The following is a 22,976-nucleotide window of genomic DNA, read 5'->3' as shown; positions in this document are numbered from 1 at the left end:
ATCATGAAAGTTTGTATTAGTGAATTTATCTACAATGAATCAGGATCTTTTTTTGATCAGCTGCTTTCTGAGCATGAAATCTTATTAATTGATTCTAATGGATTATTAAGTCAAGGAGAAGGAAAGCCCCAAGTTACTTTTGTATCTTATGACGTCATGGCAAAGTGTATTAGGAATCCTGAATACAGTAAAAATTTCTTACCCTCAATGCAAGGTTGTGATTTTATACAAGGAAGTTGGGCAGGTGTAGAAAGCGAGGTAGCTCAGAAATTAATTAAATATTCAAATAATTTTTCTTATGCAGGAGGAGTGCATGCAATACCTATAGCATCTTATGTCTTTGCTCAAATGCTTAGGTGGGTTAAAGGTTTAGATCAACATAATAAGCAACAACATGATTTACTTTGGAAGCCTCTTCTTTTGACAGGCGAGTTAACAGATTTAACTATTGGGATAACTGGATTTGGGGGTATAGGCAAGGAAATCGCGAGATTAGCAAAAGCTTTTAGAATGACTGTTTACGCTACCAAACGTACAAACACAGAATCAGCTGATTTAGATAAATTATATGACCCCTCTGAAATAAACGAAATGCTGAAATTAAGTGATTTTATTGTAAATTGTTTGCCAGACAGTCCTGAGACCAATAAAATTTTTTCAAAAGATAAATTTAAGTTAATGAAACCAAGTTCAATGTTTATCAATGTAGGAAGAGGAGAGAGTGTAAATGAGGAGGACCTCGCCCAGGCTTTAATTAAAGGACAAATAGCCGCTGCATCAATAGATGTTACTTACCCTGAACCTTTAAGCAAAGAATCCCCTCTTTGGAAGATAGATAATTGCTATATAACCCCTCATGACTCAGCATGGGCTCCAAAAGGTTCTCAAAGGTTATTAGATTTATTTGCAAATAATTTTAAGAGATATTTAGAGGATAAAGATTTACTAAATTTAGCTTAAAAAAAACCGCCTTACAGCGGTTTTTTATTTAACTAGTATAGCCAATGACAGCTTTTGTTTCTAAGAATTCCTCAAATCCAAAAGGGCCCCATTCTTTTCCATTTCCAGATTGCTTATAGCCACCAAATGGAGTAGCCATGTCTGATTGAGCTCCATTTATAGCTACACTACCACTTCTTATCTTATTTGCTACCTCCTTGGCGTGCTCTAATTCTCCAGAAACATAACCATATAAGCCATAATCAGTATCATTAGCTATCTTGATTGCTTCATGTTCATTTTTGTAAGGAAGTATAGAAAGTACTGGTCCGAATATTTCTTCTCTTGCTATGGTCATATCATTATTAACATTAGCAAAAACAGTTGGCCTAACATAATACCCTGAATTTAACCCGTCAGGTTTACCTGTACCTCCTGAGACTAATTCAGCACCTTCAGCAATTCCTTTCTCAATTAGACCCTGAATTTTATTGAATTGTGTATCACTGACTACTGGGCCTATAGATGTATCTTCTCCGAAAGGATCACCTACTTTAGTATTTTCAGCTGCAGTTTTAGCTAATTCTTTTGCTTCTTCGTGACGAGCTTCTGGAACTAACATTCGAGTTGGTGCATTACAAGATTGACCACTATTTAAGAAACAGTGATTTACCCCGCCAGTTACTGAAGCAGCAAAATCTGCATCATCTAGAATGATATTTGGAGACTTACCTCCTAACTCTTGGGAAACTCTTTTGACTGTGTCTGCTGCTCCTTTTGCAACACTGATTCCTGCTCTAGTAGAACCTGTAAAAGACATCATATCAATTTCTGGATGACAAGACATAGCTTCTCCAACTGTCGGGCCATCTCCATTAATGAGATTAAAGACTCCAGCTGGCACTCCTGCTTCATCAAGAACTTCAGCAAATAAAATTGCGTTTAAAGGAGCAATTTCTGTAGGCTTTAGAACCATAGTACATCCAGCAGCTAATGCAGGAGCAACCTTGCAGGATATTTGATTTATAGGCCAATTCCATGGAGTTATCATTCCTACTACTCCTATGGGTTCTTTTCTAATAACAGTTTTTCCTCGAGTCTCCTCCCAATTGAAACCTTGTAAAATCTCTATAGCTTGAGCAAAATGACCTAGGCCTGTAGCAGCTTGAGCTGCTTTAGAAAGAGAAAGAGGAGCGCCCATTTCTTGAGATATTGTTTCAGCAATTTCGTCATATCTTGATTGATAAACTTCAAGAATTTTACCTAGTAATGCAAGTCTTTCTTCTACAGAAGTTTCACTAAAACCTTCAAAAGCTTGTCTTGCTGCGTTAACAGCTAGATCTACATCTTTTGCTGAACCCAATGAAATTTGACCAATAACATCTTCATTAGATGGATTAATGACATCAAGTGACTTGACTCCTTCTGAAGGATCTACCCACTTACCATTTATGTAAAATTGATGATGTGTTTTCATGTATTTCTCCTAAATGCTGAATTGAGATAAAGATTATATATAGCTAATATATTTCTGTCTCTAAAATAAACTTAAATATATTTCTTGAAAATTAATTTTATAACTTTAGCGTAATAATTTATTAAGAAGCAGCATTTAATGCTTGTTCAATATCAGAGATAATATCTTCCACATTTTCTATACCAATTGATAATCTAACATATCCTGGAGTTACTCCAGCTTCAAGCTGTTCTTCAGGTGATAACTGGCTATGAGTTGTGGTAGCAGGATGAATTGCTAAGGATCTTGCGTCTCCAATATTCGCAACATGATATAAAAGTTTTAAAGAATCAATGAATTTTTTTCCTGACTCTACCCCTCCAGGAAGTTCAAATCCAACTAAAGCTCCATAGCCTCCAGATAAATAACTATCTGCTAATTCTCTACTTCTACCATCCATAAGGCCTGGATAGGTAACAGAAGCAACATTATTATTTGTTGACAAGAACTCTGCAACTTTTAATGCATTCTTAGTATGTTCTCGCATTCTTAAAGGCAGCGTTTCTAGACCTTGAATGAACATCCAAGCATTAAAAGGACTCATGGCTCCTCCAAGATCTCTAAGTAGTGTTGTTCTAGCTTTCATAATGTAAGCTATTGGACCTAAAGGTTTAATAGCCTCTGTCCAAACAACTCCATTGTAACAAGCATCAGGAGTATTAAGATTAGGCTGTCTATCAGATCCAGCTTTTTCCCAATCAAAATTTCCTCCATCTACTATTAGCCCTCCAATAGATGTTCCATGACCGCCTATATACTTTGTAGTTGAATAAGTTATAACAGAGGCTCCATGGTCAAAAGGTCTACAAATTATAGGAGCGGCAGTATTATCTACAATTAGAGGGATACCGAGAGGCCTTCCTATATCAGCTATTTCTTTTATTGGTAAAACTTGTAATTTTGGGTTTGGTAAAGTCTCTCCAAAGTATGCTCTAGTTTTATCATCCGTTGCTCTTGAAAAGTTTTCAGGATCTGTTGGATCAACAAATCTTACTTCAATACCCATAGCCGAGAGGTTATTTTTAAATTGATTATAAGTTCCTCCATATAGATGAGAAGAAGATACAATATTATCTCCCACAGAAGCTAAATTTTGAATTGCATAAGCTGAAGCTGTTTGTCCAGATGCCGTGGCAAGGCTGGCCGCACCTCCTTCTATAGCTGCTACTCTTTCTTCAAGAACCGCAGTAGTTGGGTTCATGATTCTAGTATAGATATTACCCAGTTCTGACAAAGCAAATAGATTTGCAGCCTTTTCTGTGCTTTCAAATTGATAACTTGTTGTTTGGTGAATAGGGACAGCAACAGATCCTGTATTTTCATCAGCTCTCCATCCCGCATGTAGAGCGATAGTTTCAATATTCTTTCCTTCGTAAGCCATAATAATCTCCTTAAATAAAAAAAACCTGCAGCTTTCACTAAACAGGTTTATCAAAGAGAACTCTATTTAGCTGTATTTATAAAGCACCCGCAAGCTGATTCAAATCGGTGCTGAGAAAATTATAAGATAATAAATATTTTTTATCAACTCAGAATAAGTAAAATAGAAATAATTTACAACTGTCCCGTTAGCTCAGTTGGATAGAGCGCCGGATTCCTAATCCGGAGGTCTCAGGTTCAAATCCTGAACGGGACACCAGAAAATATGAATTGGAAAAAAGAAACTGACGGAATAAAAATAAGAAAAAAACTTGCAACAAAGCAAGGCGGTAAAGAAGCGGTAGATCTTCAACATGCTAAAGGTCGTTTATCTTTGAGGGAGAGGATTGAGAAACTTCTGGATAAAGGATCTTTTCAAGAACAGGGAAAGATTGCTGGTATTTCGGATATTGATGATAAAGGTGATATACAGGCTTTTACGCCAGCAAATTTTATTTTAGGGTTCGGTAAGATAAATGGTAATCAAATAGTTATAGCTGGAGAGGACTTTACAGTAAAAGGAGGCTCTCCGAATCCTGCAGGTCTCAGAAAAAGTGTTTACACTGAAGAATTAGCTCTCAATTATAAGCTTCCATTAGTTAGATTACATGAAGGGGGAGGAGGCTCTGTGGCAGGCCCTTCTAAGAAGGGAAGAAGTTCTGGAGGAGATGCAGTTTTTTCTAAATCTAGGTTCAAGTCTGTTGCAGATACATTAAAAGTTATTCCTGTAGTGTCGGCTGCCTTAGGCCCTGTTGCAGGATTGCCTGCAGCACGTTTTGTAGCTTCTCATTTTAGAGTAATGACTAAAAGAACTTCCCAAATATTAGTTGCAGGGCCAGCTGTTGTGGAAAGAGCTTTTGGAAAAAAATTAACAAAAGAAGAATTAGGTGGATCTAATATTCATAGGATGAATGGGGTAACAGACAATGTAGCTGATACAGAAGAAGATGCTTTTAATCAAATATCTAGATTTTTGTCTTATATGCCTCAAAATATTTACGAATTGTCCTCCCAAAAGATAATTGATGATCCTGTCAATAGAAAAGAAGAAGATTTACTAGCTATCATTCCAAAGGATAAGAAAAAGTCATATGAAATGAGAGAAGTCATAGAAAAGATATTCGATCATGATTCTTTTTTTGAGATAACTAGATATTTTGGACAGGGCATTATCACAGGATTCGCGAGGATTAATGGGTATTCAGTCGGTATCTTAGCCAATGATTCTAATTTTTATGCTGGTTCAATGTCCTCAAAAGGAGCCCAAAAAACTAGTCGTTTTATTAAAACCTGTGACACATTTCATATTCCAGTTGTAAGCTTAGTAGATGAACCAGGTTTTCTTATTGGTCCTGAAGCTGAGCTAGAAGCTACTATTTTGCATGGAACCGAAGCTGTATTAACAGTAACAGAATCAACAATCCCATGGTGTTCAGTAATAATTAGAAAATCTTATGGAGTAGCAGCAGCCGCTCATTATGGTCCAGATGGATATGTTTTAGCATGGCCATCAGCTGAATCTGGAGCTCTTCCTATAGAGGGAGGGGTAGCCGTAGCATTTAAAAAAGAAATCTCAGAGTCAGTAAATCCTGAAGCAAAAAGAAAAGAGATAGAGGATGCTCTTAATTCTCAACAAAATACTTTTGCAAGAGCTGAAAGTTTTTCAGTGCATGAAATTATTGATCCTAGAGATACTAGAACTTATTTAGCTGAGTGGGCTGAAAGGATTCAATCTCAATTAAGAGTTAAATGCATCCAAGTAAATCAATTATAAGATTAAAACTAGTTACTTAATCTTATAATTTAGTAGGATTTTCTGCTCCAGGATAAATATCTTCAGGATCAAATACCTTTTTATGTTCTAGAAATTTTAGTAAAACTTCAGAGCTAGTCTTTTCAATAGATCTATAAAAGCATGACCTATACCCTACATGACAACTCGCTCCAAGCCCTTCTACTTGAACTTTTAGACAAATAGCATCTTGATCATCATCTATTAGAATTTCTCTAACTTTCTGGATCATCCCGCTTGTATCCCCTTTTCGCCATAGCTTTTTTCTACTCCTGCTCCAGTAATGAGCTATACCCTCATTTATCGTTAATTTTAAAGCTTCTCGATTCATATACCCATGCATCAGCAGGTCTTTACTTTTGAAATCTATAACAACTACAGGTATTAAGCCATCATCATTGAATTTAGGAGCGAGACCGTTTCCTTCCTCTACGAACTCCACATCTGATCTTTTTAAGAATAATTTAGACATGTATATATTAAGTAATTTTAGTTATTGTAAATTATTTTAATGATAATAAGGAATATAAACCTGTACCTTACAGTAAAATATGTACCATACATTTAGATTTCTTACTTATTTTGTTAAAATAATCTTTTCTTTTTTATAATTTCTAAAATTTATGCTCGAAGTTTCTAACCTAGGATGCAATCTATCCGAAATTAATATTTTTCAGGATATAAATTTTCATTTAAATAGTGAAGAAAATATTGAGGTTATAGGAGAAAATGGTTCAGGTAAGACTACTTTACTAAAGGCTATAGTTGGTTTGGTACCAGAAGTTGATGGCGAAATAAGATGGCATGGAGAGTTGATCCAATCTTTGTTCTACCCTCAGTGTTTTTATCAAGGTCATCTTTTGGCAGTAAAGAATAATTTGACTGTATTAGAGAATTTAAGATTATTTATGCCTGAAAAGAGAGATATTTTTTCTCTCAAAGAAGCTTTAGAGAGGGTTGAGATGCTAGATTATATTAATAGATTCTGCTCTGATCTTTCAGTAGGGCAGGTAAGAAGGGTGGCTATGGCAAGATGGATCTTGAACATTAAACCTTTATATATCATAGATGAGCCTCTTACAGCATTGGATGACCCATCTATTCTTCTATTTTCTAAGATAGTAGAAGATTTAAACAATATGGGCTCTTCTTTCATTGTTACAGGGCACCGACCTTTCAATACAGAAAATAAAATAATAAATTTAAGCCAATATGAAGCATAGTTCTTTAACATCTAGTTTTGATTGGTTTTTATTGATCATAAGGCGTGATCTTTTGATTTCTAGTAGGAAGCTAGTAGGTTTTATAACGCCAGTAATTTTCTTCTTAACTATTATTACTCTTTTTCCTATTGCATTTGGGCCAGAACCAAATCAACTTAATTTAATGGCATCAAATATTATTTGGATAGCGGCATTGTTATCCTCGTTACTGGCTATTGAGGGAATTTTTAATAGTGATTATAGCGATGGTACTTTGGAACAAATCTTGATTAGCGGCGAGCCCTTATTTTTAATAGTCCTAGCAAAAGTGTTTTGTCACTGGTTAGTAGCTGGAGCACCAATAGTAATTTGTTCTTTATTGGCAAGTTTATTTCTATATTTCTCCTATGAAAATATTTCAGTTTTATTGATAAGTCTTTCTATAGGATCACTTCTTTTTAGCCTTCTTGGGGCTTTAGGCGGCTCTTTGTCTTTAGGAAAGAATGCTATCCTAAGTGCTATAATTGTTTTACCTTTTTCTATTCCAATATTAATTTTAGGCACTGCGTGTGTAGAGGCTTCCATTAATAACCAAGACTATGTTGTTTATCTTATGTATTTAGGTTCAATATTAGCAATTGGAATACCTGGATTATCTTTAGCAATTGCCGCTTCCATTAGATTAAATTATGAATAGTTGGAAAAAAATAAAGTCTTGGTTTATTAAAATGGGCTCAACACCCGGATTTTTTAATTCGACAACAAGATACGTATCGTGGTTTGGTTTATTTGCTTTTCTAATTTTAACATTTGGTCTTATCTGGGGTATTTTCTTTTCGCCCCCCGATTATAAACAAGGTGAAGTTTATAGGATTATTTATATCCATGTTCCGTCTGCAATTTTAGCTGAATCAGTGCTAATCACTATGTCAATTTTTGGTTTTTTAAACCTTGTCTGGAGAGTTAAGATCGCTGGTATGTTGGTGAGGTCAGCAGCTCCTATAGGTGCTAGTTTTACTTTCTTAGCTTTAATCAGTGGATCTATATGGGGATATCCTACTTGGGGTACTTGGTGGGTATGGGATGCTAGGCTTACTTCAACTTTACTTCTTTTCTTTATTTATGCTTCAATAATAGGCCTGTATTCTTTTTCTGATAATCAATTGAAAGGAGATAAAAGTATTTCCCTTTTATCTATTGTTGGAATTGCCATTATTCCAATAATTAAAAAGTCAGTAGATTGGTGGCAAACTCTTCACCAGCCCTCTACTTTTTCATTAACTTCCTCACCTTCCATGAGTCCTGAGATGTATATACCTTTAGCCATTTGTGTTATTGGGTTTTATTTCATTTATATTTTTATGCTTATTCAAAGGTTAAGAGTAGAAATTCTTTATAGAGAAAGAGATACTAGGTGGGTTGGCCTTTATTTCCAAAATAAATTAGAAAAAATATCATGAACTTAATTACAGATTTATTTATATTAAATGGATACGGCTATTATGTTTATAGCGTTTTAGGTATTTTCATTATTATTATTATTTTAAATATTTTAGTTCCTTTTTTTCGGTTCAAAAGACTTATGAAAGATTTTGAGGAAACTAAGTTAAGTAATTTCTGATGCACCCTTTAAGAAAACAAAGAATTTATGTAATTTCTATCATCCTCATAGGCTCATCTCTCGCACTTTCTCTTGTTCTAAGTGCATTAAGCAGAAATATTGATTTATTCTATTCTCCTTCACAATTCCATGATTCTAATTTGAAGGAAGGGGCAAAAATAAGAGCAGGTGGAATGGTTAAAAAAGGGAGTTTTGTCCGGGTACCCGACGAGCTTGAAGTCTCTTTTGTTATTACTGATTTTAATAAATCTATTTTAGTAACGTATTCAGGCATATTACCTAATCTATTTTCAGAGAATTCAGGAGTAGTTGTTAAAGGTGTTGTGGGAAAAGAGAAAACGTTAGAGGCATTTGAGGTTTTAGCTAAGCATGATGAAAATTATATGCCACCGGAAGTTCAAAAAACTTTGAAATCTAGAAGTGATTCCTGAAATTGGACATATTTTTCTTATTAGTGCTTTAGTCTTCTCTTTAGCGGGTTCTTTAATTCCTGTATATGGAATAATAAAAAAAGATGAGCTATTAATATCAACATATAAATCGCTTTTATTAGCTACTTCAGTTTTTACTTTTCTTAGTTTTTTAATTCTGATCTATTCATTCTATGTAGATGATTTTTCTTTACTTTATGTAGCCATGAATTCCAATACTAATTTGCCCTTCTACTATAAATTGACTGCCACTTGGGGGGCTCATGAAGGATCTTTAATCCTCTGGATAAGTATTTTATGTCTATGGTCGGTATTTTATTTATTTAAGAGCAAAGCCCAAGGGGAATTATTTAGATGCATGACTATCATTGTGCTATGCCAAATAATTTTTTCTTTTTTAGCATTTACTATATTTACTTCTAATCCATTTGAAAGAATATTGCCCATTTCTCCATTGGAGGGCATTGAACTCAATCCATTGCTTCAGGATTTTGCATTTACTATTCATCCTCCGCTTTTATATGCTGGTTATTCTGGTCTATCTATTCCTTTTTCAATGGCCATCGCTTCTATGCTGATAGGCTATAAAAGCACATTGTGGGCTGGATTAATAAGACCTTGGGCCCTTTTATCAAGTGCATTTTTAACCTTGGGTATTTGTTTAGGAAGCTGGTGGGCATATTATGAACTTGGCTGGGGAGGGTGGTGGTTTTGGGATCCAGTAGAAAATGCTGCTTTTGTGCCGTGGTTAATTTCTGTAGCTCTTTTTCATTCTTTAATAGTTACTCATAATAAAGGTGTTTTTAGTCGTTGGTCTCTATTATTAACCATATTAGCTTTTGCTTCATGCTTACTTGGAACATTCTTAGTTAGGTCAGGAGTTCTTACTTCAGTTCATTCATTTGCACTTGATCCTGAAAGAGGTGTCTTTATTTTATTAATCTTTGCTTATTTTATTTTATCCTCTTTATTAATATTTGCTTTTAAGAATAAGTCGGAAGGAAGGGAAAAAAGTTATTCTTTTTTATCTAAAGAGTTTGGATTACTGCTTAATAATTTACTCTTAGTTATCTTGGCCTTATCTATAATGTTTGGGACTTTGTTCCCTATGATTTATGAAGCGTTTACAGGAGGTAAGCAGATTTCGGTTGGTGCTCCTTACTATGAGATTCTCATCTTGCCTTTTGCTATAGGCTTGGCGCTCCTGCAGGGGTTAGCGATGTATTTGAGCTGGACTAAAATTAGCGATACAAGTTTTATTACAAGGATAATTTTAGAGTCAATAATAGCGTTTATTTTATTTTATCTTTTAGTTTATTTATTTTTTGGAAAAGTTACATCTGGAGCTTTTATTGCCGGGATTCTATTTTGTTGGATAATTTCAGGCAATTTAGTTGATCCTTTTTTAAGGAATCTCGGTTTCAGTAGATTAAAAAAAATAGTTTTGCATAGAATGGGTCTTATATTCTCCCACTTGGGTACAGCCGTTCTAGTAATTGGAATAGGTATGGTTACCTCTTATTCATTGCAAAATGAAGTTAAGCTTTCGAAAAATGATGATTATGTTTTAGGGGGTTATGAATTTAAGTTAAAAGATGTGAATATTTCTGAGAAACAAAATTATGAAACTGAAAGAGCAGTCATAGAGATGAAAGATTTATCTAGTACACAAAGAACATTTCTAATAACTGAAAAGAGGTTCTATCCCTCTGCAAAACAAGCCACATCTGAAGCTGCAATCAAACCAGGATTCTTTCAAGATGTTTATATAACTTTAGGAGATAATTTAGGAAAGGGCACTTGGTCTTTTAGAATTCAGATTAAACATTTTGTAAGATGGATATGGTTAGGTGCAATATTGATTTCTTTGGGGATGATAATCTCTTCTATTAAGCAATTTAAGGTAAAAAATTGAAAAAATTATTTAATTTAATGCCCTTTATTTTATTTTGTATTTTGTTGGGTTACTTGTATTTCTTACTAAAGGAAGAAAAGCAAGAGTTGAATTCCGCTCTTGTAGGTCAAAAGATTCCTTTTTTTGAACATCTATCTTTAGATAATAGAACGGCATATATAACAAATAATGATTTGAAAGATTTCCCAGCTTTAATAAATTTTTGGGCTACTTGGTGTATAGCTTGTGCAGTAGAGCATCCATTTTTACTTGAGATACGAAATAAAAAGAATATACCTATATATGGAGTCAATTATAAAGATACAAGAGATAAGGCATTGAATTATCTTATTGAAAAGGGTGATCCATTTATATTAAATATTTATGATGTTAATGGTAAATTAGGCATAGATATGGGTGTATACGGAGCACCTGAGACATTTTTATTGAATGAAAATGGAGAGATAGTATTGCGTCATGCAGGTGTTTTAGACCAAGAAGTATGGAATCAAAAGTTTAGATCTCATTTTGCTAAGTAAAATGAGTACAAGAATTTTACTAGTAGCTATCTTTTTATTTTTATTGTCAGGATTGATAGCAGATAATGAAGTAGAAATTTACCCTAACCTCTCTCAAGAAGAGTCGTCAAGGTTTACTAATTTGACCCAAGATTTAAGATGCCCTAAATGTCAGAGCTCTAGTCTAGCAGGTTCTAATTCACCTATTTCCCTAGATTTAAAACAAGTTATATATAACTTAATTATTGCTAAAAAAACTGATTCTGAAATTAAAGATTATTTAAAAAATAGATACGGGGAATATATTTCATACGATCCCCCATTGACTTACTCAACGATAATTCTTTGGTTTGGCCCTTTTATCTTCTTTTGCATAGTTATATTTATAGTGGTTTTTCTTATAAAGAAAGAACAATCTTTAAAGAAATTAGCTGATTAATAATTCTTGAAGCATGCTAATAATTCTTTTTTCATTAATATTAATTGGGTTAATCTTTTTATTATTAATTCTTAGAACGATTAATAGAGATCTTTTCCTTTTAAAAAGAGTTCAGAACCTTTATTTAAAAGCCAGTTTATTGAGTGTTATTCTAGTTTCTATTATTGGTTCAATATATTTTTTTGAGTTTAGGAGGTTAGAAGAAGCTCATTTAGCCAATAAAATTGATAAATTTTTATTATTTGAGCAAGCAGAAAAAGAAGTTCTTAGAAATGATTTACTAAGAGATGTTTCTTCCTATGTTAATAATGAGAAGATTGCTTTGGAAAATTTATACGCATTGTCACAGAAATTTAAATTAGAAGATGAGTATTTAATTTCTTCTTTGGCCTATAAGAAAATCTTAGATAGAAATATAGAGGTTATTTCTGGAGATATAATAGCTGAATATGCCCAAGTTCTTTTCTTCTTGAACAAAAATATATTTACAGAAGAAATAATAGAAATTTTAAAATTAGCACTTACCAAGAATCCAAAGGAACCTTTGGCCTTGACATTAAATGGCCTGAGGTACATTCAGGCAGGTGAAATAGAAAAAGCTAAAAAAGAATGGGAGAAGGCAATTGAGTTTCTAGAAAATATTCAAGAAAAGAATGTTTTGAAAGCGGCAATTAAGAACTTAAATACTTAAAAACCTATAGTTAAAGATTGCCAAATAGAATAAAATTATGCTTATGGAAGGCATAAAAATGCTCCTTTTTAATACATCATTTCTTGGTGCTGAATCAAACTCTTTTAAAAAAAGGAGGAATGCATGAGGTTAAAACAAATTAAGCTATCAGGATTTAAATCCTTTGTAGATCCAACCTCAATAGCCTTTCCTTCAAGCTTAACGGGAGTGGTAGGTCCAAATGGTTGCGGAAAATCTAATGTGATAGATGCAGTTCGATGGGTTCTTGGTGAAAGCTCAGCAAGAAATCTAAGAAGTGACACAATGGCAGATGTTGTTTTCAATGGTTCATCTAGCAGAAAACCAGTTTCTCGGGCTTCTGTAGAACTTTTTTTTGACAATGAAGATGGGCGTATAGGTGGGGAGTACTCTAGTTACAATGAAATATCTGTTAGAAGAACAGTTGAATTAGATGGTCAATCCAATTACTTTTTGAATTCTGCATCTTGTCGTAAAAGAGATATAACTGATGTTTTCTTGGGAACAGGTCTAGGACCTAAGAGTTATGCAATCATAGAGCAAGATATGATTTCTAGATTAGTTAGTTCTAAGCCAGAAGAAATGAGATCTTACATAGAGGAAGTAGCTGGAATATCCAAGTACTTAGAAAGAAAGAAAGAAACAGAATCTAGGATAAAAAGAACTAGAGAGAATTTAGATCGTTTGCAGGATTTAAGAGATGAAGTTGACAGAATTCTCATAAAGTTGAAACAACAGGCAAAAGCCGCTGAGAAATACTCTATTCTAAGAAAACAAGAAAATGAAGCTCGTGGAATATTAAAAGCTTTTCAATGGAAGTCTATTCATGAAAAGGTAATTCAGCATGAAGAGGAGATAAGCCTCCAACAAGTCAAGATGGAAGAAGTGAATACAATAAAAATTTCTTCTGATGCCGAGATAGATACTTTAAGAGCAAATAACTTAGAGCTGCAAACTACTATGGATAAGATCCAGCAAAGCTTCTATGAAGCAGGATCAGATATATCGCGTAATGAACAAGAATTAAGTACACAAAAGCAGAAGAATAAAGAATTAATTTCTGAAATAGAATCGCTGAAAGAGAATTTGAATCTAAAGAATTTAGAGACAGATGAATTGATCAAGGAAAGAGAGCATTTACTTTCTGTTTTAAATGAAATGACTCCCCAAATAGAAGAGTTAAGTTCGAGTCAGAATCAAGAAAGCCTAATTGGCTCTGGCTCAAAAGATTTGCTACTAGAATGGGATAAGTTGCTTCTTGTATTAAATACGTTGATATCTGATTTTATTAATATCAATCAAAACTTTAGAGATAATTTGGGATCCAAATTAGATGAGAAGAATGTCCAAGAACTTCAAAATAAAATAGAAGTCATCTCAGCAGAGTTATCAGGCCTAAAATCAGAACCGTCACTTTTAATTGAAAAAACAAATAATCTGTTAAGAGAAAGTGAAGAAGAAAATAAGGCTCAGAAAGAGGATTTACTTTATAAGACAAAAGAGTTTGCGGATATCCAGGCAAAATTAGCCTCAGTCAACACAAATCTTCATTATATTGATGCAGATTTAAAGAATATTTCTACTAAACTAGAGCTCAGAAAATCTGAGTCTATTGATTTATTAGCGCCTGTTAATTCCTTGCAAGAGAATCTAGATAAGAAGTTAGAGAAAAGGCTTTCAATAGAGGCTGATTTGCTAAAAGTTAGGTCAGAAATAGAAAAAAATTATGAATCAATTAGATCTTTAGAAAGAACTAAGGCTGAGCAGGAGCAGAATACAAATTACCAAAGGCAAAAATTAGAAGACCTTCGATTAGAACTTCAAGCAGCAAAAATAGAAAAAGAAAATATAGAAAAGAATTTAATAGAGAGTGAGTTAATTTTAAAAACTTTACTGGAATTAATAGATGATAACTCTACTGAAACTTCTTTAAGAGATAATATAGATAAAATAGAAAGAGGTATAAATCGATTAGGAGCAATAAATTTAGCTGCAGTAGAGGAATCGGGTATAGAAGAAAAGAGAAAGTTACATCTGGATGAGCAAAATAAAGAATTAGTTACAGCTTTGGAAACCTTAGAAGGAGCAATTCAAAAAATAGATAAAGAAACTAAGACTACATTTAAAGATACTTTTGATAGTTTAAATATCAGCTTATCTAAATTTTTTCCAAAACTATTTGGGGGAGGTCATGCAGAATTAGTGATGCTGGGAGAAGATCTTCTTTCTTCAGGGGTTGGTATTATAGCAAGTCCTCCTGGTAAGAAGAATGCAAGTGTTTCCCAGCTATCAGGGGGAGAAAAGGCTTTATCTGCAATAGCTTTAGTCTTTGCTTTTTTTGAACTTAATCCCGCACCTTTTTGTATGTTAGATGAGGTGGATGCACCTCTAGATGACTTAAATACATCAAGATTTATAGATCTTGTAGTGGAAATGTCTGAAAAAGTTCAGTTTATTTACATAACGCATAATAAGATTTCAATGGAAAAAAGTGATCATCTTATGGGTGTAACTATGCAAGAGCCAGGAGTCTCAAGGTTAGTCTCAGTTGATGTGAATGAAGCCGTGCAGATGGTAACGACCTGATTTATAAATCAAAATGAACTTGAGCGAGATTTTAACTATTTTTATAGGCCTTTTTCTTGGACTAGTTATAGTCGATATAACTAGAAGAGCAAATCGTAGAAGAAGAAATAACCTTAAATTTGCGAGTTCTTTTATAGAAATTGATCAGGAATTAAAACAAAATGAAATTGAAGAATCCTCTAATCTATCAAAGTCTATCGAAGAAGAGGAAATCGAAACTGAAATTGCAAACCAAGAAAGGTCAGAGGAAGGTATATTATTAATTTTATATCTTAAGTCACAAGGGCAAAATGAACTTACATTATCCTTATTTAAGGCTGAGTTAGAGACTGTAGGGATGACTTATCATGAAAAAGGCTATTTCTTTTTTAATTCCATGACCGCATCAGATATTCATTTTTCTTTACTTAATGGAATGAAACCTGGAGTGTTAGATGAGCAATCATCAACGCAACTTCTGAGTTTAGTGTTAGATACAAGAAAGAATCTTAATCCGGTAGAATCATTTGAGCGCATGATGGGCTTTGCGACTTGGTTCTCGGAAAGTTTCAAGACTGATCTCCTAGATGATAGTCGCAATATTCTTACCAAGCAGATGATCGATCATATGAGACAGAAAGCTCAAGAAGAACAAAGACAAAATTTATCAGCTGTAAATAATGAAACGTGAAAGTAATCTAGATTTAAATGATTTAGAGATAAATCAGATCATTGAATTGTTAGAAGGTTTTAATAAATCTTACAGGCAAGGTACACCAGAAATAACTGATGAAGAATACGACAGAATTTATATTCATTTAAAGTCATTGAGTCCAAATGATAAGTATTTTGAAAACATTGAAAAAGAAGAAGAAGAAACTTTTTCTTCTAAGAAGGTTCAACATTCGCAACAGATGTTGTCTATTGATAAAGCTTATAGTATCGAAGATATAGAAAAGTATTTGGTTAGAGTAACCAAGTTTGCGAAAAACACAAAAAACCAGAAGTTTTTAATTAAAGCTACAGCTAAGCTTGATGGCATGGCAGGTAACTATGAAGAAAATAAATTGCTGACAAGAGGAGATGGGGAATATGGTTTTGATATTACTAAAATTCTTAAACAAGGAGTTAAATCTATAGGAGGAAAGAATACTGGCTTAGGTGAGATTGTTTTAGATTTAAATTTTTTTAACAAACATCTATCTCAAAAATTTTCTCATCCTAGAAATGTCATAGTGGGTATTGCAGGATCAGATAAAATAAATGACGAAGCTCAAAAGGCTTTAAAAGCTGGAGCAGTTCACTTTATTCCTCATTCCTCTTTAACTGGCTGGGAAGGTAATTCAGAAGACTTAATGGAAAACTTTTACTCAATAATGAATAAAGTTAAGGTCTCTGATTTTCCTACTGATGGAGTAGTATTGGAGGTATTGGATGATGAAATAAAGCAACTCATGGGGTCAACTAATCATCATTATAATTGGCAAATAGCTTATAAAGAAAAAGGAGAGACAGCTAATTGTAATGTTGCTTCCATTTCTTGGCAGCTTGGCAGAACTGGAAGGTGTACACCTGTCTTGAATGTAAGTGAAACAGAACTTTCAGGAGCAAAGATTAAGAGAGTTACAGCCCATCATGCAGGCATGATAAAGAAACTAGGACTGGGTAAGGGGGCAGTTATTGAAATCATAAGGAGCGGAGAGGTTATTCCTAAGATAGTCAACGTTATTAAGAAATCTAAAGATTTTAAAATGATTAAATCTTGTCCGAGTTGTGGAAGTAGTTTGATTTGGCAAAATGACTTTTTAGTTTGCATAGATCATAAAAATTGTCCTGAGCAGCAGATAGCAAGTTTAGTTCATTTTTTTAACATTTTGGGCAATGTTGATTTGTTTGGTAATAGAACAATAGAAAAATTATATAAAGGCAGTTTTGATAGCTTAGAAAAGATTTATTCCATGAAAAAACAAGACTTTGAAGACCTTGGTTTTGGCCCTAAACAATCGTCAAATGCAATTGAACAATTAATAAGATCAAGACAAGAAGAGATAGATGATTGGAGATTCTTGGCAGCATTTGGTTTGCAGTATCTGGGCATAGGAGAAAGTAAACGTTTATTAAAGGCTTTTCCGCTTTCAGAATTAAATAAATTAAAGGTTGAAGAGATTCAGAATCTTTCAGGTTTTGGGCCGATAGCTTCGCCAGTAATTGTAGAAGAGATTAATCAATTATGGGCAACTATAAATAAATTATTAGATTTTAGATTTAAGTTAAGAATGACTGATACTAACTCCATTAAAGCATTAGCTTCTTCACCAATTAGTAATAAGAGAATTATCTTCACTGGAAAAATGAAGAGTTCTAGAGAAGGTATGCAAGAAAATGCATCCACCTTGGGCGCTTCTATACAGACATCTGTAAATAAAAAAACAGATATATTGGTTGTTGGTGAAAATGTAGGTGAAAAGAAACTAGAGTTAGCTAAGACTCTAGGGATAAAGATTTTATCTGAAAGTGAATATTATGACTTAATAAAATGAACTTAAATTTAATAAGTCTTATAACCTTTATCCTGATAATCGGTATTGGATGTTCAAGCTTGCCCCCTAAAAATATAACCAATGTTTGTGAGATTTTTAAAGAGAAGAAATCTTGGTACAAAGCTGCCAAGAAAACAGAAGAGAGATGGAAAGTGCCCATACCTGTAACCATGGCATTTATAAAGCAAGAATCAAGCTTTATTGCAGGAGCTAAGCCGCCTAGAACAAAGCTTTTAGGTTTTATTCCCTGGAAGAGGCCCACGAGCGCCAAGGGCTATGCTCAAGTCATAGATGGGACTTGGGAAATGTATTTAGAGGATCGTGGAGGCTGGTTCAGGGATAGAAGAGACTTTGAGGATGCGGTGGATTTTATAGGTTGGTATAATTATAAATCCCATAAAAGTATGGGCATCTCTTTAAAAGATGCTAGATCACTTTATCTTGTTTACCATGAAGGAAAGTCGGGTTTCAGAAAAGGAAATCATAGAAAGAAACCTTGGTTATTAAATGTAGCAGATAAAGTCCAAAGACAGTCAGACAGATATAATGCACAATATCAGGGATGTAAGAAAAAGCTAGGAAGAAGTTTTTTCATCTTTTTTTAAATTAAATATAAAATAACCTTATGACTAAAAATATCTATTTAACTTTTGTTTTACTTATTGCAAGTGCTTGCGCGTCAATTCCTTCTGTAGAGTCTGATTTTGATTCTTCATATGACATCTCTAAGTATAAGACTTTCCTGATAGAACCAATAGATGGTAAGAATGATTCCTCTCAGATATCTTTAAATCCAATTTTAATTAAGAGAGTCATGCGCTCCATTCAGTCTGAGTTAGACTTTAAGGGTTTTTCTAAATCTGAAGATCCAGATTTAATTATCAAGGTTCTTGTTGGCACTAATAGAGAAATTAATAAGAGTCATGAATCTTCACAATTTTTTTATTCCCCAAATGGCTGGAGGGATACAGACACTAGATATTATCCTATAGATAAAGAGGCAATAGCGATTCGAGTTTATGACAAAAAATCAAATGAAGTTGTTTGGTATGCCTTTAGTAGATTTAAAAAGAATCAGGTTTCTAAAGACCAAGAATCTATTGATGACTTAATAGGGAATATGCTGACTAACTTTTTGAATTAAATCTTTTAATTGAAATTGCATTCATTGTTTCTATATCCAAAGGAAGAGGGGAGCCAGTAATTAAATCGGCAATGTATTCTCCGCATAGTGGTGCACTTGTTGATCCTCTGGAGCCATGGCCTATATTTAAATAAAAGTTATCAGATTTGCCTGCTATTGGAAGATGATCAATTGTAGTTGCCCTTAACCCAACTTTCTCTCCTGAAGTTTTTGGGTTTAGATGAATATCAGGAAATATATCATAAAGTATTTGCAAGTTTTCCAAAGAATCTGATTCTGTAGCTATCATATCTTTATTATCGCTATATGTTGCTCCCACTAAATGCTTATCATTAATTAAGGGAGAGATATAACCCTTTCCACAAATTGGCATTTTTAACTTAGAAATATCTTTATTAGTCGGAATATAAGTTATTTGTCCCCTTTTAATCCTTGTACCTTTTATAGAAATTAGATTTTCAGCTTCGAAAGAGTTACATAAACATATTTCGTCAAAGTTATAATTCTTTTTATTGCTAATTAAATTATGTATGAAATTTTCATGGCTAATTTTTAGAACTTTTTCTTCTAAGAAGACTTCAATATTTGGATCATTGATTAAGTCTTGGCACAATTGAATTGGTTCTATCCATCCTGCAGACGGAAAAAAAAGTCCATTGTGATTGATATTTGTTCCAGACAGTGTGCTTGCTTCATCAGCTGAGATAGGTCTATAAAGATTATTGTCTTTTTTTTCTTGAATTAAATCCTCTATTCTTTTTTTTGAAAAGTCATTTGTATCTAAAAAAAGAACTCCAGTTTTATGCCAACCTTTGGATGCAAACTTCTCATAGAATTGCGTAGAGTAAATAAATGACTGAGCAGAAAATTTAGAAAAAGGAGAATCAAACGCAGAAAGTCTAGGATAAGATATTAGAGCAAGATTCCCAGAAGCGCCTCCACATAGGTCTTTATTTTGATCAAAGATCGTGCATTTATGACCTCTCTTTACCAAAGAGTGGGCTAGAGAACAGCCAGCTATTCCTGCACCCACTATAGCAACTGATTTTTTTTTAAAGTTGTTAGATTGATTCCTAGAATTAAAGACTCCGTTTGTCATGTATTTTTTATTAGCGAAACCTTTTTTAGAATTAAATGTAGCATCAAGCTCCAATAGATGATTTCTAATTTTATTTGAAGATGAAAATGTAGAAAAAGAAGTTTTAGCATGACTTTTCTTTTTAAGAACTTTAAATATTTCTTTTGACCACATTTCTGGGTTCCTATCAGGAGAAAATCCATCAAGAAACCAAGCATCAAAGAATCCCTTATGAGAATTAATAGAGGAGATAGAATCTATAATATCTGAATAGTGAAGAGTTAAATGAATATTGTATTCAGGAAAAGAGATTCTTTGGGCTCCTTTGCAGTTGATGGGATAGGAAGTAAAATAGATATCTGAAATAGATTTCAATTCTTTAAATTTAGAGATAACTTGTTTTGCATCTTCTATTTTTAAAGGATTCTTATCTATGGAATAAAAATATAAATCTTTATTTTTATAGTCTGTTTCAGACCATGCTTTCCAAGTGGATAAAAAGTTTAATCCAGCACCAAATCCTAATTCGCCAATAGTAAAAAAATTACCTTCTTTTAAATTCTTCCAGCGATCTATTAGATCATTTCCATCTATATATACGTGCCTTGATTCGCTAAATCCTCCTGAGTTAGAGAAGAATAAATCCATATATTCTAGAGAGAATGGGTTCCCTGATCGCCACTCAAGATCAGTTTCTTTAATAAATACGGAATCTAGTTTTTGCAGTTTCTTTATTTAGTACTTGTTGGAATTTCATTAAAAGGAATTCCTTTATCAGCTCTCATATCTTGCGGCATTCCTAAAACTTGCTCAGATATAATATTTTTTAGGATTTCATCTGTACCGCCAGCTATTCTAAGACCAGCTGCTCCATAAAAACCATATTGATACATGCTTTGCTCTGCATCCCTATCGTCAGATCTTAAGATTCCTGCATTATCCATGAGGTCTAGTCCAAAATTAGCTATTTCCTGTAATTTATTAGCACTTACTATCTTTGTAATGGAAGATTGAGGACCAGGAGTTTCACCTCTAGATAGAGCGGAGATATTTCGATATTTTGCAAATTTTAAACCACTTGCTTGACAATACCAGTCTGCAAGTTTTTCCCTGACAGAATCATTTTCTATAGCTAATTTTCCATTTAGATCTTGTCCACGAGCTAAATTAAATGCTTCTTCAAAGTCAGGACCAGATGCATCTCCTACTGCTAATCTTTCATTCATGAGAGTAGTTAAAGAGACTTTCCAGCCATCTCCAACTTCTCCAAGTCTTTGTTCATCAGGAATTCTCACATCAGTAAAATAAACTTCATTAAAATTAGCTCCACCAGAAATCTGTTTTATGGGTCTAACTTCAACACCAGGAGATTTCATATCTAAGAAAAAATAAGTGAGACCTTTATGTTTTGCAACATTGGGATCGCTACGTGTAACTATTATTCCATAATCACTAAAATGAGCACCCGATGTCCAAATTTTTTGACCATTTATAATCCAATCATCTCCATCTTTTTCACATTTAGTCTTAAGTCCAGCAAGATCAGATCCTGAAGCAGGTTCACTAAATAACTGGCACCATACTTCTTCAGCTTTAGCTAAAGGAGGAAGATATCTTTTCTTTTGCTCTTCATTAGCGTACATCATCATAACTGGTCCTGCCATTCCTTGGCCAATTTCAAAATATCCACCAGGAACCTTAAACTTGGAGATTTCTTGACCCCAGATAACTCTTTCTATTGGAGTAGCATCCCTTCCACCATACTCTTTAGGCCAATGCAAGCATGCCCAGCCTCCTTCGTGCAATTTAGCTGCCCATGCTTTAGCTTCCTTTAAGCCTTCTTCTTCGGAAGCAGGTTTCCAAGTATCCTTTGGGTTTTCTTTAAGTGGTGCGTTATTAGAAAGCCAATTAAATGCTTCTTCTCTAAATTTTGTCTCATCAGTAGTATCATTAAAGTCCATATCTATTCCTCTTTTATAGTGTGTTAGCTCTTTCCAGTGAGCTAATTAGTTTGTCTTTCCAGATAGCTTGACTTCCAATATTTGCAGCTAGTTGTCTGCATCTTTTATAGAACAGGTGACAGTCAAACTCCCAGGTAAAACCCATACCTCCATGTGTTTGTATGTTTTCTTTTGAACATTCATGATAAGCCTGGCTAGCGCTTACTCTAGAAGTTGCAGCTGCAGTTGGAAGTTCAGCAGAGTCCGTACTAAGAGCCCAAGCTCCAAAATAGCAATTAGATCTAGCCAATTCAACAGTCACAAACATATCAGCAAGTTTATGTTTAATAGCTTGGAAAGAAGCAATGGGTCTTCCAAAAGCAAATCTACCTAAAGAATACTCTTTTGCCATATTCATGCAAGCTTCCGCTCCGCCTAATTGCTCAAAGGCAAATAGCACTGCCGCTTTATCAAGTAAATTATTTAAGTTTGCCCAACCTTCCTCTGTTGAACCAAGTAATTCTGAATCAGCGCCATCAAAAGAAATTTCAGCATGAGATCGACTAGGATCAAGTGTATCTTGAGAAATTATTTGAGATTTTTCATTTTTTAAGTTGACTGCATAAAGACCGATTTTGCCATCTTCAACTGCAGTGACAATAGCAAAATCAGAAACATCTCCATCAGGTACGGCAATTTTCTTTCCATTTATTTTACCGTTATTCACAACTGTATTTATATTGGAGGCCGTAGGAGACGTATTTGATTCGGAATGTGCAAAAGTACCTATAATCTCTCCCCGAGCAAGTTTAGGAAGGTATTCTTTTTTTTGATCATCAGATCCTAAAAGAAGGAGAGCTTCTGTTGCCAAATATACACTAGACGAAAATGGAGTAGGAGCTAAGCTTCTTCCTAATTCTTCCGCCACCACACATAGCTCTAGATGACCTAAGCCTAAGCCTTCATATTCTTCAGGTATAGTCGTAGCAGTTAATCCCATCTCTACCAATGAATTCCAAAGGTCTTTATCATAAGATTTTTCGCCCTCCAAAACTTCTCTAGCTTTCTTTAAGGCTTCTTTATTATCAAGCATCTTCCTTACGGAGTCTCTTAACTGTACTTGTTCTTGTGAAAATTCAAAATTCATATTAGTCCTTATTTAGTATGTAATTTTAATGTAGAAAGTTTATTTTTATAGAATAATAAGGTTTTGACCATCTACTAAAAAT

General features: G+C 33.8%; 21 protein-coding genes and 1 tRNA gene. 16 read left to right on the top strand and 6 right to left on the bottom strand.

The window, feature by feature from the left end; genetic code table 11:
* Nucleotides 1-3 precede the first annotated feature (3 nt).
* Nucleotides 4-960, top strand: coding sequence for a D-2-hydroxyacid dehydrogenase (locus P8J93_04190; protein MDG2061001.1), 957 nt, complete (start codon nt 4-6; stop codon nt 958-960).
* Between the two features lie 28 nt (nt 961-988).
* Here P8J93_04190 and P8J93_04185 read toward each other — a convergent pair whose 3' ends face one another.
* Complete coding sequence (locus tag P8J93_04185; protein ID MDG2061000.1) at nt 989-2,416, bottom strand: aldehyde dehydrogenase family protein; 1,428 nt, start codon at nt 2,414-2,416, stop codon at nt 989-991.
* A 121-nt stretch (nt 2,417-2,537) separates the two neighbouring features.
* The gene (locus tag P8J93_04180; protein MDG2060999.1) at nt 2,538-3,836 is read right to left on the bottom strand and encodes a PLP-dependent transferase; all 1,299 of its coding nucleotides are present in this window, start codon (nt 3,834-3,836) and stop codon (nt 2,538-2,540) included.
* Nucleotides 3,837-4,017: 181 nt separating this feature from the next.
* Between P8J93_04180 and P8J93_04175 the strand changes: the two genes are divergently transcribed.
* A tRNA-Arg gene (locus P8J93_04175) sits at nt 4,018-4,094 on the top strand.
* Nucleotides 4,095-4,100: 6 nt separating this feature from the next.
* Nucleotides 4,101-5,648, top strand: coding sequence for a carboxyl transferase domain-containing protein (locus P8J93_04170; GenBank protein MDG2060998.1), 1,548 nt, complete (start codon nt 4,101-4,103; stop codon nt 5,646-5,648).
* Between the two features lie 22 nt (nt 5,649-5,670).
* On the opposite strand, the gene hisI is transcribed toward P8J93_04170, so the two are convergent.
* Nucleotides 5,671-6,138, bottom strand: a complete 468-nt coding sequence (gene hisI, locus P8J93_04165) for a phosphoribosyl-AMP cyclohydrolase (GenBank protein ID MDG2060997.1) — start codon at nt 6,136-6,138, stop codon at nt 5,671-5,673.
* Between the two features lie 151 nt (nt 6,139-6,289).
* On the opposite strand from hisI, the gene ccmA reads away from it, so the two are divergent.
* From ccmA to P8J93_04100, 13 genes are all read left to right on the top strand, one after another.
* On the top strand, nt 6,290-6,889 hold the full coding sequence (ccmA, locus tag P8J93_04160; GenBank protein MDG2060996.1) for a heme ABC exporter ATP-binding protein CcmA: 600 nt from the start codon (nt 6,290-6,292) through the stop codon (nt 6,887-6,889).
* Nucleotides 6,879-7,565: a heme exporter protein CcmB gene (gene ccmB / locus P8J93_04155; GenBank protein MDG2060995.1), complete on the top strand. Its 687-nt coding sequence runs from the start codon at nt 6,879-6,881 to the stop codon at nt 7,563-7,565. Before ccmA ends, ccmB begins: the two co-directional genes overlap by 11 nt.
* Nucleotides 7,558-8,328 carry a heme ABC transporter permease CcmC gene (gene ccmC / locus P8J93_04150; GenBank protein ID MDG2060994.1) on the top strand — a complete coding sequence of 257 codons (771 nt, stop codon included), beginning with the start codon at nt 7,558-7,560 and terminating at the stop codon, nt 8,326-8,328. The genes ccmB and ccmC overlap by 8 nt, the downstream gene beginning before the upstream one ends.
* A 160-nt stretch (nt 8,329-8,488) precedes the next feature.
* Nucleotides 8,489-8,920, top strand: coding sequence for a cytochrome c maturation protein CcmE (gene ccmE, locus P8J93_04145; protein MDG2060993.1), 432 nt, complete (start codon nt 8,489-8,491; stop codon nt 8,918-8,920).
* Entirely contained in the window at nt 8,910-10,835 is a 1,926-nt protein-coding gene (locus P8J93_04140) for a heme lyase CcmF/NrfE family subunit (GenBank protein MDG2060992.1), read from the top strand. Before ccmE ends, P8J93_04140 begins: the two co-directional genes overlap by 11 nt.
* The gene (locus P8J93_04135; protein ID MDG2060991.1) at nt 10,832-11,353 is read left to right on the top strand and encodes a DsbE family thiol:disulfide interchange protein; all 522 of its coding nucleotides are present in this window, start codon (nt 10,832-10,834) and stop codon (nt 11,351-11,353) included. The genes P8J93_04140 and P8J93_04135 overlap by 4 nt, the downstream gene beginning before the upstream one ends.
* A 1-nt stretch (nt 11,354) precedes the next feature.
* The gene (locus P8J93_04130; protein MDG2060990.1) at nt 11,355-11,771 is read left to right on the top strand and encodes a cytochrome c-type biogenesis protein CcmH; all 417 of its coding nucleotides are present in this window, start codon (nt 11,355-11,357) and stop codon (nt 11,769-11,771) included.
* Between the two features lie 139 nt (nt 11,772-11,910).
* The gene (locus tag P8J93_04125) at nt 11,911-12,462 is read left to right on the top strand and encodes a hypothetical protein (GenBank protein MDG2060989.1); all 552 of its coding nucleotides are present in this window, start codon (nt 11,911-11,913) and stop codon (nt 12,460-12,462) included.
* A 123-nt stretch (nt 12,463-12,585) separates the two neighbouring features.
* Complete coding sequence (locus P8J93_04120; protein MDG2060988.1) at nt 12,586-15,066, top strand: AAA family ATPase; 2,481 nt, start codon at nt 12,586-12,588, stop codon at nt 15,064-15,066.
* A gap of 13 nt (nt 15,067-15,079) precedes the next feature.
* Nucleotides 15,080-15,736: a cell division protein ZipA C-terminal FtsZ-binding domain-containing protein gene (locus tag P8J93_04115; protein MDG2060987.1), complete on the top strand. Its 657-nt coding sequence runs from the start codon at nt 15,080-15,082 to the stop codon at nt 15,734-15,736.
* Nucleotides 15,726-17,585 (top strand): DNA ligase, encoded by a 1,860-nt coding sequence (locus tag P8J93_04110; GenBank protein ID MDG2060986.1) that lies wholly within the window; start codon nt 15,726-15,728, stop codon nt 17,583-17,585. The genes P8J93_04115 and P8J93_04110 overlap by 11 nt, the downstream gene beginning before the upstream one ends.
* On the top strand, nt 17,582-18,190 hold the full coding sequence (locus P8J93_04105; protein MDG2060985.1) for a transglycosylase: 609 nt from the start codon (nt 17,582-17,584) through the stop codon (nt 18,188-18,190). Before P8J93_04110 ends, P8J93_04105 begins: the two co-directional genes overlap by 4 nt.
* A gap of 20 nt (nt 18,191-18,210) precedes the next feature.
* On the top strand, nt 18,211-18,729 hold the full coding sequence (locus P8J93_04100; GenBank protein ID MDG2060984.1) for a DUF4136 domain-containing protein: 519 nt from the start codon (nt 18,211-18,213) through the stop codon (nt 18,727-18,729).
* Here the strand turns inward: P8J93_04100 and mnmC are convergent.
* Genes mnmC through P8J93_04085 form a run of 3 tightly spaced genes read right to left on the bottom strand, consistent with a single transcriptional unit; the run spans nt 18,713 to nt 22,894 of the window.
* Nucleotides 18,713-20,509 carry an FAD-dependent 5-carboxymethylaminomethyl-2-thiouridine(34) oxidoreductase MnmC gene (mnmC, locus tag P8J93_04095; GenBank protein ID MDG2060983.1) on the bottom strand — a complete coding sequence of 599 codons (1,797 nt, stop codon included), beginning with the start codon at nt 20,507-20,509 and terminating at the stop codon, nt 18,713-18,715. The genes P8J93_04100 and mnmC overlap by 17 nt on opposite strands.
* A 29-nt stretch (nt 20,510-20,538) precedes the next feature.
* The gene (locus P8J93_04090) at nt 20,539-21,768 is read right to left on the bottom strand and encodes an acyl-CoA dehydrogenase family protein (GenBank protein MDG2060982.1); all 1,230 of its coding nucleotides are present in this window, start codon (nt 21,766-21,768) and stop codon (nt 20,539-20,541) included.
* Nucleotides 21,769-21,781: 13 nt separating this feature from the next.
* Nucleotides 21,782-22,894: an acyl-CoA/acyl-ACP dehydrogenase gene (locus P8J93_04085; GenBank protein ID MDG2060981.1), complete on the bottom strand. Its 1,113-nt coding sequence runs from the start codon at nt 22,892-22,894 to the stop codon at nt 21,782-21,784.
* Nucleotides 22,895-22,976: the final 82 nt, after the last annotated feature.

Source organism: SAR86 cluster bacterium (genome assembly GCA_029268615.1).
Lineage (GTDB): Bacteria > Pseudomonadota > Gammaproteobacteria > Magnimaribacterales > Magnimaribacteraceae > JAQWNM01.
This window is presented reverse-complemented; position numbering and strand designations above follow the sequence as displayed.